Origin of the sequence: Streptomyces sp. NPDC002870, from assembly GCF_042888505.1 — a bacterium.
GTDB lineage: Bacteria > Actinomycetota > Actinomycetes > Streptomycetales > Streptomycetaceae > Streptomyces.
Genome location: NZ_JBIAPW010000009.1, coordinates 1 through 13,539, shown reverse-complemented (window position 1 = coordinate 13,539; position 13,539 = coordinate 1). Strand labels below are relative to the sequence as shown.

Annotated in this window: 10 protein-coding genes; 6 read left to right on the top strand and 4 right to left on the bottom strand. The window is 69.0% G+C overall.

From position 1 onward, the window contains the following. Window positions 1–57: 57 nt before the first annotated feature. Complete coding sequence (locus ACFYWY_RS13485; RefSeq protein ID WP_389185093.1) at window positions 58–1,170, top strand: M20 family metallopeptidase; 1,113 nt, start codon at window positions 58–60, stop codon at window positions 1,168–1,170. Window positions 1,171–1,243: 73 nt separating this feature from the next. After that, window positions 1,244–1,972 (top strand): DUF6585 family protein, encoded by a 729-nt coding sequence (locus ACFYWY_RS13480; RefSeq protein WP_389184491.1) that lies wholly within the window; start codon window positions 1,244–1,246, stop codon window positions 1,970–1,972. Window positions 1,973–2,002: 30 nt separating this feature from the next. On the opposite strand, the gene ACFYWY_RS13475 is transcribed toward ACFYWY_RS13480, so the two are convergent. Both ACFYWY_RS13475 and ACFYWY_RS13470 read right to left on the bottom strand, forming a co-directional pair. Then, window positions 2,003–2,437, bottom strand: coding sequence for a DUF5959 family protein (locus tag ACFYWY_RS13475; protein WP_389184488.1), 435 nt, complete (start codon window positions 2,435–2,437; stop codon window positions 2,003–2,005). 192 nt (window positions 2,438–2,629) lie between these two features. Further along, window positions 2,630–5,659 (bottom strand): AAA family ATPase, encoded by a 3,030-nt coding sequence (locus ACFYWY_RS13470; RefSeq protein ID WP_389184485.1) that lies wholly within the window; start codon window positions 5,657–5,659, stop codon window positions 2,630–2,632. A gap of 266 nt (window positions 5,660–5,925) precedes the next feature. Between ACFYWY_RS13470 and ACFYWY_RS13465 the strand changes: the two genes are divergently transcribed. Next, on the top strand, window positions 5,926–6,177 hold the full coding sequence (locus ACFYWY_RS13465) for a hypothetical protein (protein WP_389184482.1): 252 nt from the start codon (window positions 5,926–5,928) through the stop codon (window positions 6,175–6,177). Between the two features lie 273 nt (window positions 6,178–6,450). Here ACFYWY_RS13465 and ACFYWY_RS13460 read toward each other — a convergent pair whose 3' ends face one another. Further along, entirely contained in the window at window positions 6,451–8,625 is a 2,175-nt protein-coding gene (locus ACFYWY_RS13460) for a hypothetical protein (RefSeq protein WP_389184479.1), read from the bottom strand. Between the two features lie 128 nt (window positions 8,626–8,753). Here ACFYWY_RS13460 and ACFYWY_RS13455 point away from each other — a divergent pair, with 128 nt between their 5' ends. The 3 genes from ACFYWY_RS13455 (at window position 8,754) to ACFYWY_RS13445 (ending at window position 11,796) form a co-directional block, all read left to right on the top strand. Further along, a complete protein-coding gene (locus ACFYWY_RS13455; RefSeq protein ID WP_389184476.1) occupies window positions 8,754–9,362 on the top strand; it encodes a TIGR03086 family metal-binding protein in 609 nt (202 codons plus the stop codon). A gap of 307 nt (window positions 9,363–9,669) precedes the next feature. Further along, on the top strand, window positions 9,670–10,770 hold the full coding sequence (locus tag ACFYWY_RS13450; protein ID WP_389184473.1) for a catalase family protein: 1,101 nt from the start codon (window positions 9,670–9,672) through the stop codon (window positions 10,768–10,770). 192 nt (window positions 10,771–10,962) lie between these two features. Beyond that, complete coding sequence (locus ACFYWY_RS13445) at window positions 10,963–11,796, top strand: chitosanase (protein WP_389184470.1); 834 nt, start codon at window positions 10,963–10,965, stop codon at window positions 11,794–11,796. Window positions 11,797–11,887: 91 nt separating this feature from the next. On the opposite strand, the gene ACFYWY_RS13440 is transcribed toward ACFYWY_RS13445, so the two are convergent. Further along, complete coding sequence (locus ACFYWY_RS13440) at window positions 11,888–13,291, bottom strand: nucleobase:cation symporter-2 family protein (RefSeq protein WP_389184467.1); 1,404 nt, start codon at window positions 13,289–13,291, stop codon at window positions 11,888–11,890. Window positions 13,292–13,539 lie beyond the last annotated feature (248 nt).

The window sequence follows — 13,539 nt, the reverse complement described above, 5'->3', positions numbered from 1 at the left end:
GCGGGTTGAGATGGGGCGGGACCGGTGACCGCGGGGGCCACGATCGCGTTGCCGGCGATGCTGGCTGATCTGGAGGAACTCGTGGTCTGCGAGTCCTTCTCGGCCGACCTCGCGGCACTTGCCCGCAGCGCCGAGGTGGTCGGCGCCCTCGGGACGAGGCTGCTGGGGGCGCGGCCGGAGACGATCGTGACCGACGGTGTGACCCACCTGCGGTGGACCTTCGGCACACCTCGTGTGCTGCTGGTGGGACACCACGACACGGTCTGGCCCGTGGGCTCGTTGGAGACCCACCCCTGGTCGGTGGTCGACGGGATCGCCCGGGGCCCCGGGGTCCTGGACATGAAGGCGGGGCTGGTGCAGATGTTCCACGCACTGGCGTCCCTGCCGTCCCCGGACGGCGTCTGCGTGCTGATCAACGGGGACGAGGAGGTCGGCTCCCCGACCTCCCGGGAGCTGATCGAGGAGTCCGCGCGCGGTTGCGCGGCCGCCTTCGTACTGGAGGCGGCCGCGAACGAAGAGGGCGCCCTCAAGACTGCCCGTAAGGGGACTTCGCGGTATGAGGTCGTGGTGTACGGCGAGGCCGCCCACGCGGGTCTGGAGCCGGAGAGAGGGGTCAACGCCGCGGTCGAGGCCGCTCACCAGGTCCTTGCCATCGCCGGCCTCGCAGCCTCGATGGACAGCACCGGCACCACCAGCACCACCTGTTCCGTCCTGGGAGCCCCGACCATCACCCCCACACTGCTGTCGGCCGGCAGCACTCTCAACACAGTGCCCGCGCTGGCGAAAGTATCGGTGGACGTGCGCGTGCCGACCCTGGCGACGCAGGACCGGATAGACGAGCTCATGCGGGGGCTGACCGCCCACACGCGCGGAGCCCGGCTGACAGTACTGGGCGGCAGGCAACGGCCGCCGATGCCACCGGAGTCCTCCGCCGAACTGTTCACCCGCGCCTCCCATATCGCCTCCGAGCTGGGCCAGCAGCCGCTGCGGGGGGTCGCCGTCGGCGGCGCCTCTGACGGCAACTACACCGCGAGCGCGGGCTGCCCAACGCTGGACGGTCTGGGTGCCGTCGGCAGCGGCGCCCACGCAGATACCGAGCACGTCGAGGTCGCACAGATGACCCCTCGCACCCACCTGCTCGCTCAACTCATCACGCAGACACGGCGATGAGCTGACCGACCTGCGCGAACTCCAGCGCCCCGAACGGCCCGACACCTGTCACTCCAGCGCAAAGCAGAGGCTCATGACATCACCGACATCCCTGCCGCCCGACGCCGCCGAAATGGCCGCCCGTCACCGCCTCGGCGCTCTTGAGGGCACGTTCGCCCCCAAACGCCTGGGCAGAATAGTCTTCGCCCTCTATATCTTTATGCTCGTCCAGCTGTTGCTGCTCTTCGTGATCCCCGGTCTGCTGTACTTCTGGTGGCTGCGCCGGACCCCGAACTTCAGCCGGAAGCAGGCGGCCAAGCGTCTCTACCTCTTCGAGAACGGACTGATCGTGCACCCGCAGTTCGGCGAGGGAATGATCGCGGTCCGCTGGGATTCCATAAGGCTCTACCAGGAGATCACCCAGGTGATCATCAACGACGTCCCCGGCCCCGTCAAATACGCTTACTCAGTCGTCGCCCCGGGCGTCACAGGCACAACCATCACGGAATTCTACGAAGGTCCCGAAACCTGGGGACCCCGGATGCAGGAGGCCATCGTCCGCGCCCAGGCCCCGGCGGTCCTGGAATCCATCCTGGAGGGTCAGACAATCAACTTCGGTGGCTTCGCGGTCTCCCGCACCGGCATGGCTGCCACCGGGAAAAGCCAACTCCCCTGGTCCGACGTCCAGGAGATCCACGTCAAGGCAGGCTGGGTCGACGTCATGAAGACCCGCGAGTCCAGCCCCTGGTTCAGTGCACCGGTCGGTGACATCGCGAACTACTACGTCTTCCTGACCATCGCCAGGATCCTCTGCGGGCACTAGAGGATTCCGCGGACCGGGAGCAGGCAGGGTTCAGGCGCGTTCCAACGGCCAGGTCTGCAGAACCTGATCCAGGCGGTGGTAGGCGTCGTCGAACCAGGCGTCGGCCAGAACGACAGTGACCGTGACGGTCGTCAGCGACATCGAGTGGTCCGCGACGGTGACGTGGGCCCGCTCACCGTCAGGGTCACGGCTGATGAGCACCTCGGTCGCGCGCTTACCCTCACGCCACACGATGTCCGTCCCGCAATCGAGCGCGTCCAGAGCTTCCTGCCACTCCGTCAGATCCTCCGGGAAGATCCACGTCGCGATGCTTCCGCGTACGAAAGCGGTGTCGACGAGGATTTCTCCGACCAGCGCGTCGGTGCGGGGCGGATCCTGGGCGGACTGCCTCCCGGTGATCCGTACGATCACGCTGTTGCCCTCGCCCTCCAGACGGATCAGGTCGATCGAACCCTCGGACGCCATCGCTGCTCCCACCCTCCCCGGTTCTTGTGCCCCGGCACCCTAGCCGACGGCGCTCACGCCGCCTCACCGAATCGATACTGCAAAAGCGCAAAGGCAGGGCTTGAGTCTCTCGTAGGGGACAGGCCCGCCAGGACGAACCGGTCCGGTACATCGCGCTGGACCACCAAGATCCACCTGGCGTGGCAGATCCGGTCATCTACCGCAGATGCGCATTTCCTTGTCCACCCGCTGGATCCAGGGGGTGGCGTTGAGTTCCTGGAAGAGGGTGAGGGAGGCCTTGAGCTGTCTTAGCGCCTGATTTCGGTGCTGTGTCCGCCGAAGCCGCTGCCCCAGAGCAAGTCGGGTCCGGGCCAGCCCGTAGCGGTCGGAGGCACGCGCGTACAGGTCCAATGCGGTTGTGAAGTGTCTCAGCGCGCTGCTTGCGTCCTTGGCCAGCAGGCCGCGACATCGCGCCAGTGCCGCTCGCACAGTACAGGGTACTGACGGGCCGACATTGTTCGAGAGCATCACCAGTGCGGACCCGGCTGCCTCCCGCCAGTCCGACAGCAGACACGCTTCCACCATGTCGGCGTAGAGCGGATATACGGCTGGATTGCGCACACCCAGGCTGTCTATGCGCTCGTGCAGCGTGACGAGGCGCGTGGCCGCCTCGGCGTACGCGCCCTGGTTCAGGCTCAGTTGGGCGAGGGCTAGATGGGCGTATGGTGCGACCAGGTTGTAGCCTCTGGGTTCAAGGCAGGACAGTGCCCGTGACGCGTAGTCCTCACACTTCCGCGGTTCTCCCTGAGCGGCTGCAATCTGGGCCAGAGTGCTGGCGCTGTATCCAAGGAGCGCTGGCTGGCCGAGCTGGTCGGCGAGAGCCATGCATTCCGCTGCAGCGGCGTGTGCCTCGTTCCACCGACCTGTCCGGAATTCAAGGTCGGCCAGAACGCCGGTGAGGACGGGTACGCGCTCCAGAGCGTTGGCGCTTCGGATGTGTCGCAGTCCGTGTTCGATGAGACGACGTGCCGCGCTGTGCTCGTCCAACCACATCAGGTCCGTGGAAGCGAAGCCAAAGACTTCCGTCCCGTGGACGAGTGGATCGGCGGTGAGCAGTTGGTCGAGTTGCTGACGCAGGAGGGCGGAGGCAGGCTCGGTCTGGCCGTCCAGCAGCAAGGTGTGAGCGTGAAGGACCGCCGTCGCGAGAGTGCCCTCTTCCCTTACGCTTCTGGCTAGTTGATGGCCTCTCGCCGCGGCTGCCAGCGCCTTGGGGACGGGCCCGCCCATCGCTCCTGCGCTGGCCGCCGTCGCCAGCAGGTTCGCTGCGATTATGGGGGCGCTGCCGCGCAGGCCGGCGGCAGCTTCGCTCAGCTGGACGAAGACGTCGCGGGGGGTCGCGCGAATCTGCTGGATCTGATGGTGGACCTGCTCGATCTTGCCGATCAGCTGGGGGTCGTCGACGAGACTCCGGGCTTCCAAGAGCAGAGGAAGGGCTCTGTCCGGGAGACCAGCGAGGTGGGCGCAAGTCGCAGCGGCGAGCAGGCGGCGGCCACGTGCCACGGGCTGCGGAGTCAACCTGGCGGCGCGTAGATAGGTGGCGTTTGCGACTCCAAGTGCGCCGCGCTGGTGTGCTTGCTCAGCGCGGTCCGCCAGGGCCTGGGCTACCTGTTCGTCGGGGCCGAGCGCCGCGTCGGCCAGATGCCAAGCCTGTTGGTCCGCGTCGAAGGGGTCGCGTACGGGGAGCGATCCGGCGAGCAGCGCATGGGCAGCGCGTCTTCGAGCTGCGGGGGCCTGATGGTAGATGACAGATCGGATGACGGGATGCGCGAACTCCACGCCGCGGGGCGTGAGCGCGATAAGTTCCGCGGATTCGGCCGGTTCCAGCTGAGCCAGTCCCTTGGGGCCCAGAGCCGCGGTGATCTCTGCCAGGTCCGCTGTGTAGCTGGCGGCACAGACGAGGAGCGCCCACCGTTGGGACTCAGGCAACGGCTTGAGGCGTTGCTGGTAAGCAGCTTCCAGCACCTGGGGCAGCCGCAGGGGCGCTTCGGTCAGGCTTGCACCGTCGGCCGGGAGTCCGGAGTTGCTCAGCTCCAAGAGAGCGAGCGGATTGCCTCCGGTGTGGCGCACCAGTCGCTCCAACTCGTCCGCGTCGATGGCACGTCCGCGTACGAGGCTGGCGAGCTCCCGGACGGATTCGCGGCTGAGGGGAGTCACTTCCACAAGAGGGTGACCGGTCAGGTCCATCGGGCAGTCCGTACCGGCTCGAAGCCCGATGATGACGGCGATCCCCTCTTGGGGGAGCTGCCGCGCGGCGTAGGAGAGAGCCGCTGCCGACGCCTCGTCCATCCACTGCACATCGTCGAGCAGGACGAGCACTGGGCCTGCCTTCGCAAGCAGGTCCAGGGTGCCCAGCCCGATCGCGATCCGGCTGGGAGCGCACTCGCCGGGGGCCGGCTGGGACACCGCCAGCGAGACAGCGAGTGCTCGGCTACGAGGCTCTGAGAGCTGAGGCAGGAGGTGGGTCAACGGACGCAGCAGACCACTCAGCGCGGCGAAGGCCAATTCCGCCTCACTCTCCACGCAACGGAACGCCAGAACTCGCAAGCCCCAGAGACTGCGTGCTTCGGCCAGCAGCGCGGTCTTGCCGATGCCGGGCTGCCCTCGCAACACCAGAATGCCACTGCGCAGAGCCACCGCCCCCTCGAGTAACTCCCGCACCTGACGAACCTCATGGGCCCGACCGACCAAGTGACCGGCGGAGGGACGCCATCGGCCGTCTCCACAGCGCCGCTGCTCGGTTCCTGGTCCCACCGGTCCGAGGAACTTCCCTGCAGGTGCGGCTTCCCCTTCCTTCGGGGAGCCGACATCGGGAGCACCCGCGGGCTCGGCGGCGCCGCAGCCCACTTCCAGCGGACCCGCAGGCGCGACCACGGCACTGGACCGTCGCCGTAGCAGCTCAGCCGCCTGCGCTCGCCGCTCCAACCACCCGCTCGGATCCTCGCCCAGGGCGCCGACCAGTGCATTCAGTACGTTCTCCGTCGGGAGCGCGCTTCCGGCCAGTGCCTTGCTGACGGTGCCCGCCGCACACCCGCTGAGTCGGGCAAGTCCCCCATGAGTGAGGGGAGGGTCCTGCCGTTCGATCAGCGCCCTCAGATCTCGGGCGAGGTTCTCGACCGGGCCCTTTCCCACGATCTCCTTGGGCCGTCGCCCCGGACCACGTTTTCCTCTTTGCCCCGTGGTCATTGTTCACTCTCCCCGCCCCGTTATTCACCGCTCAGTGGGTCATGGGGCTGATTCTTCAGCAGATTGTTCCGGTGGGTCTGCCGCCTGTGGCGAAGAAGTTGGTCATGGGGGAAATTGAGCATCACTGACCGGAGCGTCGAAGCCCCGATTCAAAAGCGGCCGGCCATCTGCCAGGCCGCCGCCGGGACTCACACGTCGAGGCCCCCTGATGGAACCTCCAGATCACTCATCCGAGCTCCATGATCGGTCAAAGGGAAACGACCACCATGCGTCGCAGGTACCCGGTAAACCCGACCCCGCAAAGCCAGTTCCCGCCGCAGCCGTCACCACCGAAGCGGCCCGGCGCCTACGTCGGTCCCATACTCCTCGTCGCGATCACCACGGCCGGGCTGTGCGCGGTCCTGTTCGCATTGCTCGTCGTACTGAAGGTTGTCACCGCTGCCGCTGCCACCATGGCCACGGCAGGACCGGCTGTTGGCGGCGTGGCCCTCAGCCTCGCCCTGCGCAAGAGAGACTGACCCGTGCGCCGGTCACTCCATCGGGTGCCGGTCACCCTGGCGGGCCAACTGGCGTCGGGCGGCCGACTGACCCGGTCCTCCGGCCGCCGGTATGTGCGGAGCGTGTCCTCGGCCTGCTCCAGGACCGGCTGGACAGCGGCGGTCGGAACTGCGTGAGCCCGAGGCCGAAGGCTGCCGCCATCAGCGAGAACCCGGTGCGTGAGAACTCGGGCCGCGCTCTCAGCACCGACCGCGCGCCCGTCTCGTTGGTCGGCAGCGTGGCGCTGCCCTTCCTCAGGACTTCGCCTTCGCCGCCTTCGCCGTGCGGGACGCCAGTGCCGCCACCCGCGAGTCCGGGTGCCTGCCGCCCAGTTGTTCCAGCACCCTGACCGATGTGGGGGGATGGACTTCCGCGAGGGCCGGGATGAGGGTGAGTGCTCCGCCCGGCCAGGTCGACGCGGCCGCGTCGAAGGCGTCGGGGAGGGCCCAGGGTACGGCGGCCAGGTCCGGTTCCTCTTCCTCCGTGACGACGAGCGCGTACGTACGCAGATCCTCGGTCCAGGTAGCCTCCAGTTCTTCGAGGATCAGCACCGCACGGGCGCTCTGCGGGACGTGTTCCGCGTCCGAGGGAGCGGCCTCGCCGCGCCCCTGCAGCAGGCGGTGGGCGTATGCGCCGGTCGTGGGGTGGGTGAGGGCGGAGCGGAGGGCCTCGGCGGGGACGGCGGCGAGGTCGAGATATGCGAAGAGCGTCGATGTGCGGACGCCGGTGAAGTCCGTCCGTTTCGCGATGTCGAGGGCGTTCAGCAACTCGCTCCAGGACCCGGTGCCGTGGCCGGTCGTCCACTGCGCGAGAGTGCGGGCCGCTGTCTTCTGCGGCCAGTTCTGGACGGCGGTGATGACCTCGGCGGCATCCCACGCGGCGACGGTTTCCTCGTCGGGCGCGGCGACGTGGCCCGCAGCCAGTACGTGACGCAGGACGGCGTTGCCGAGCGGGGTGAGGCCATAGGAGTCGCCGGCGCGGAAGACGCAGCCCGTCTCGGCCAGTTGGTCGACCACGTTCGCCAGTGCGCGGGCAGGTCCGTCGAGTTCGGCCCGTTCTTCCTCGCCCAGGCCGGGGATGCCGAGCAGGGCGGACAGCTCGTCCGGTGACGGCATCGCGTAGTCGGCGGGGGCGGCGTCGGGGATCGGTACGGGCACGTCCTCGAGCGACGGGTCGACCTGCCAGGAGCCGTGTTCGGCGGCCTTCCGCGCCACGGAGTCGGCGGTGCCGCCGCGCTCGTACAGCGAGTAGAGGAGATGCGCCGCGTCCAGGGCGTACTCCTGGGCGTCGTCGCGGACCTCGTCGCGGACCTCGGCGGGGACTGCCTCCTCGTCCGCGTCCGGCGCGGCGACCGCGATGCGCTCCACCACCGCCGCCAGGATGTCCGCGCCCAGTTCGGTCAGCTCCTGCGGGGTTCCCCGGGTCCAGACATCGGTGGCGGGCCCGGGGAATCCGCACCGTTCGGCGAGTTCGCGCACGTCGTCGGCGCCTGCCGCGAGAGCCGCCGGGAGCGGGGCGCGATGCAGCAGTCCGCGAATGTCCTCGGGGGCGGGGAGGGCGGGCGGCGGTGGCAACGGGACGCCCGAATCGCCGTAGTAGTCGAGGTGTTCGTCGAGCAGGCGGTCAGCGAGGGCAACGTGCGGCAGCGACTCCGGTCCGGGCGCGAGGCCGGCGTACGGTCCTGCGAGTGCGTCACTCAGACCCGCGGCCGTCCAGCGGTCGATCAGCGCGCCCGCGATCCGTTCCAGCTCCTCCCCCAGCGCCTCGTCCGGGCGGTCGGCGTCCAGTGGCGGAGGGGGCAGCAGGGAGCCGGCCGGTGAGGGACCTTCGACGTCGTGGGCGAAGGCGGCGAGCAGTGCCTCGGTGAGCTGGACGCGGGCGGCGAAGGTGCGGGCCGCGACGTCGGAGCGGTGCAGTGGCGCGGGGAGCGCGGGCCGGTCGGCGTGGGGCGCGTGTTCATGGGCGGCGAGCCATGCCCGTACGGCGGAGGGGTCGTCGGGGTCGACACCGTCGGCGCGCAGCAGCGACGCGTACCACCCCGGCCAGGTCAGGTTCCGGGGATCGGCGATCGCCCGCCGGAACTCCGGCATGGCGTCGTCGATCGCGGCGACCAGACGCGCGTGGCGCTTGGCGTTCAGTCTCCCCGCGGCCCGGACGCAGTCGGCGAGAGCGGTGAGTACGCCGGGCACGGCTGCGAGCTCCGTCGGGGTGGCGCAGAGCAGTGGGGGCAGGTCCTCGTGCAGTACGCGGCGCAGGAGCTGCGGGGTCGGCTCGGGCACGCCCGCCCTGCGGTCCGCGCCGCGCACCGCCAGCAGCGTCAGCACTGCGTCCGCGACGCGCACGGGCACCGGGGCCCCGCGCTCTTTCTCTGCCCAGGCGAGGAAGCCGTCAAGTCCGGTGTTCAGGTCGGTGGCACGGGTACGGGTCACTCGGGGAGCGTATGGGCCCGGGGGCGCGTCGGGCGGTCCGGCCGCGTCAGGATGCCCCGATCAGGCGACCATTCCATTGTCTGAGGCGCGCAGCGATGAGTTTCGGCTGCCGGTCCGGTCCTGTGTGTATGGACTCCACTACGCAGACCTCCTCCCCCTCCCCCGACCTGCACCCCGCCGCCCGCGCCGTGGCGCAGCTGCTCGACGCCATCGGCGACGAGCGGCTCACGGACCCGACGCCCTGCCCGAAGTACGCCGTACGGGAGCTGCTGGGCCACCTCGTCGGGCTGTCCACCGCGTTCCGGGACGCCGCACGGAAGGATTTCGGGCCGAGTACCAGTACCGACCCGGGGTCGGCACTGCCGGTCCTCGACGACGACTGGCGTGCTGTGCTTCCGCAGCGGCTGAACGAGCTGGCTGAGGCCTGGCAGCAACCCGGGGCGTGGGACGGCGACACCCAGGCGGGCGGCGTAACCTTCCCGGCCGCGATCGCCGGACGGGTCGCCGTGAACGAACTCGTGATCCACGGCTGGGATCTTGCCCGGGCGACGGGTCAGGAGTACGCCCCTGGGGACGCGAGCCTCCTGGTGTCGTACGAACTGCTGAAGCCGGCCGAGGACGATCCGGGGCGGGAGGGGATGTTCGGCCCGGTGGTGGAGGTACCCGAGGACGCGCCGCTGATCGACCGGGTGGTGGGCTTCAGCGGCCGCCGGCCCGACTGGCAGCCGGGGGACTGAGCCCGGCCGGCGGGGCATTGCGCCGGCGGCGGTGCTCCTGCGGTCGTCCCGCGAGCCGCCGCCGATGAGGCCCAGGCCCCGGCCACGCTCTGGACGACGCGATCGAGCAGGCGGAGCTGTTCAGCAACCTCATGGCGTGGGACCCCACGCTCTCGGCGTAGCGGCTCCGGCACGCGCGGTCCGTTCGCTGTCGCCGAGCGCCGCGCGAGTGGGGGTCGTCACAACCAGTTATATTGTGCACAACTGAATGACGGGCTACTTTTCTCCTGAGGCAGCCACGCAGCACGCCGCAAAGGAGAACCCCGCCATGGATTTCGTCAGGTACGAGACATACGCCCCCGTCGAGCGGCCCACCTACCAGCAGGAGCTGGACGAGGTCGTTCGCAATGTCGCCCGGCGCACCCGGGAGTCCGTCGAGCGGCAGGGGGTGGGGCGCTCGGTCAGGACGGCGCACGGCAAGACGTACGGACTGGTCAAGGCCACCGTTACGGTCGGTGATGTGTCCGAGCCCTACAACCAGGGGATTTTCGCCGGGCCCGGCACCTACGACGCTGTCGTCCGGTACTCCAACGGGCTCGGCCATCTGCGGGCCGACTCGCTGCTCGGCGCGGCCTGCGGCATGGGGATCAAGATGTTCGGGGTGCCCGGCGACTCCCTGCTCGCCGACGAGGCCACCGAGACGACCTTCGACCTCAACCTGATCAACAACAAGGTCTTCTTCGCCAACACAGCCTACGACTACATGGTCATCGAGGAGCTGTTCGCCGAGCTGCCGGACGCGCTGGTGAACCCGGCGCGGCGGAAGTCCTGGATGGGTGAATTCCTCACCAGGCGGGGGACCTTGGAGACCTCGGACGAGTGGCTGTGGGACGAGCTGTTCGCGATGCTGTCCTTCACCCAGGTTCCGCGGCAGAACCTCTTCTCGTACACGTACAACAGCATGGGCGCCTTCCGGTACGGCGAGAACATCGCGAAGGTGCGCACCGTGCCCGTCTCGCCCGTCAAGCATCTGACGGTCGACGTCCGGGCGGACGGCGAGGCGTTCCGTAACACGCTGGTGGCGGAGGCCGCCGAGCAGGACCACGTTTTCGAGCTGCAGGTGCAGCTCAATGCCGATCTGGCCCGGATGCCGGTGGACAACACCTCGGTGGAGTGGCCCGAGCCGCTGTCGCCGTGGGTGACGGTCGCGACGATCGCCATCCCCCGGCAGGACATCGGCGGCGAGGAGAACCTGGCCGCCGCCGACGGTACGTCGATCACGCCCTGGCGCACCCGGGAGGAGCACCGGCCGATCGGCGAGATCCAGCGCGTTCGCGAAGAGGTGTACCGCCGCTCGTCCATCGAGCGGCACCGCCTCAACGGGCAGCCGCGGGTCGAGCCGGCGAGCAGCGCTGAGCTTCTGGGCTGAGACACCCGTCGCCGGAGCGAGCGCGGGAGCGGGCCCGAACACCGGGACAGAGAACAGGCCCCAACTCCGGTACGGACAAGGGGTGTACGTCCCGTGCGCACTCTGATAGGAAAGCTTCCTAACAGAAGACCGGAACGTCGAACTCCCTCTGGAGGCCAGGTGCCCACCCCCCATGCACGCACCACACGACCGTTGAAGTTCCTTCCCCGTGTCCTGCTCGGCGTGACCCTGCTCGCCGTACCGGCCACAGCCGTCGCAGCCACATCCTCCGAGCCCGGCGCCCAGGCCCCGGCCGCCGCGGCCCCCGCCCCGGCCGCCATCGGGCTCGACGACCCGGCGAAGAAGGAGATCGCCATGAAGCTCGTGTCCAGCGCGGAGAACTCCTCGCTGGACTGGAAGGCGCAGTACAAGTACATCGAGGACATCGGAGACGGCCGCGGCTACACCGCCGGCATCATCGGCTTCTGTTCCGGCACCGGCGACATGCTGGACCTGGTCGAGCTCTACACCGAGCGCAAGCCCGGCAACGTACTCGCCAAGTACCTGCCCGCGCTGCGGAACGTCGACGGCAGCGACTCGCACGAGGGCCTCGACCCGAACTTCACCAAGGACTGGAAGAAGGCGGCCCAGGACTCGGAGTTCAAGAAGGCGCAGAACGACGAGCGCGACCGGGTCTACTTCAACCCGGCGGTCAAGCGCGGCAAGAGCGATGGCATAGGTGTCCTCGGCCAGTTCATCTACTACGACGCCATCGTGATGCACGGCGACGGTGGCGACTCGACCAGCTTCAGCAACATCCGCAAGAAGGCCCTCGCCAAGGCCAAGCCGCCGGCGCAGGGCGGCGACGAGAAGAAGTATCTCAACGCCTTCCTCGACGCCCGGGTCTGGGCGATGAAGCAGGAGGAGGCGCACGAGGACACCAGCCGGGTCGACACCGCCCAGCGGGTCTTCGTCAAGAAGAACAACTTCAACCTCAACACGCCGCTGGACTGGAAGGTCTACGGCGACAGCTTCCACATCGACTGAGCGGGCAGGCACGGCCCGCGGCCGGGAGGGCCGGGTGTTCCCGCAGCCGGGGACACCCGGCCCTCCCGCGTTGTTTCAGGTGCGGGCCGGGTCAGTGGACCGCGACCGTCTCAGAGCCGGTCCCGGTGACCACCGAAGTCTCCGAACTCCGCTTCTTCCCGAGGTGGTTGAAGACCAGGTTGAGGACGATCGCCACGATGCAGCCGGTCGAGATGCCCGAGTCGAGAACGACGAGCGCATCCTTCGGGAAGGCGTGGTAGAACTCCGGCGCGGCGATCGGAATGAGCCCGATGCCGATGGCGGCCGCGACGATCAGCGCGTTCTCGCCCTTCTCCAGGGCGGCGGTGGCCAGCGTCTGGATGCCGCTGGCCGCGACCGAGCCGAAGAGCACGATGCCCGCGCCGCCGAGGACCGGCAGCGGTACGAGTGCGATCACCGAGGCGGCGACCGGACAGAGCCCCAGCAGGATGAGGATGCCGCCGCCCGCGGCGACGACGAACCGGCTGCGCACCTTCGTCATCGCGACCAGGCCGATGTTCTGGGCGAAGGCACTGCACATGAAGCCGTTGAAGAGCGGGCTGATCGCACTGCCGAGGGTGTCGGCGCGCAGCCCGCCCTCGATGATCCGCTCATCCGCGGGCCGGTCGACGATCCTGCCGAGCGCCAGCATGTCGGCCGTGGACTCGGTCATGCACACCAGCATCACGATGCACATCGAGACGATCGCGGCGATCTCGAACTGCGGGGCGCCGAAGTGGAACGGCGTCGGGAAGCCGACCACGTCGGCGTTCTTCAAGGCGTCGAAGCTGGTCATCCCCATCGGGACGGCGATGAGGGTGCCGACGACGAGACCGAGGAGGATCGCGATCTGCTGGAGGAAGCCGCGCAGCAGTCTGCGCAGAGCGAGCACGACCACCAGGGTGAGGGCCGCCATGCCGATGTTCTTCATCGAACCGTAGTCGGCGGCGGCGGAGTTGCCGCCCTGCGACCAGTTGAAGGCGACCGGCAGCAGCGAGACACCGATCAGCGTGATGACGGTGCCGGTGACGACGGGCGGGAAGAAGCGGACGAGCTTCGAGAAGTACGGCGTGAGCACGAAGCCCAGCACGCTGGCGACGATGATCGCGCCGAAGATGACGGTGATGCCGTCGGCTCCGCGGTCCTTGCCGATGGCGATCATCGGGGTCACCCCGGCGAAGGAGACTCCGTTGACGAACGGGAGCCGGGCGCCGACCTTCCAGAAGCCGAGGGTCTGCAGCAGCGTCGCAATGCCGGCCGTGAAGAGGCTCGCCCCCATCAGGAAGGCGGTCTCCTTGGCACTGAGACCCACAGCGGGCCCCACGATCATGGGCGGGGCCACCACGCCCGCGTACATCGCGGCCACATGCTGAAGGCCGCTGGTGAACATCTTGACGGGCGGAAGCGTCTCGTCGACCGGGTGCTTCCGGTCGGGTGCGGCGCCTGCATCGTTGTGAAACCTGGGCTGTGCGGCCACTGCGGTTCCTCCGGTCGGTTGCACGTCGGCGTGACGCGGGTGTCAGGGAGGTGGTGCGAACGCGAAGTGTGCAGGCCTTCTGGGGGTGTTGAAGACACGAGTCACCGCCCCGGGGGGGGGGGGCCCGGTGGGGGGGGGCCCCCCCCCCCCCCCCCCCCCCCCCGCCCCCCCCCCCCCCCCCACCCCCCCCCCCCCCCCCCCGAGCTCCTTTGTCTCTGAAGGCCCCGACCCGCACACCTCGAAGGAGA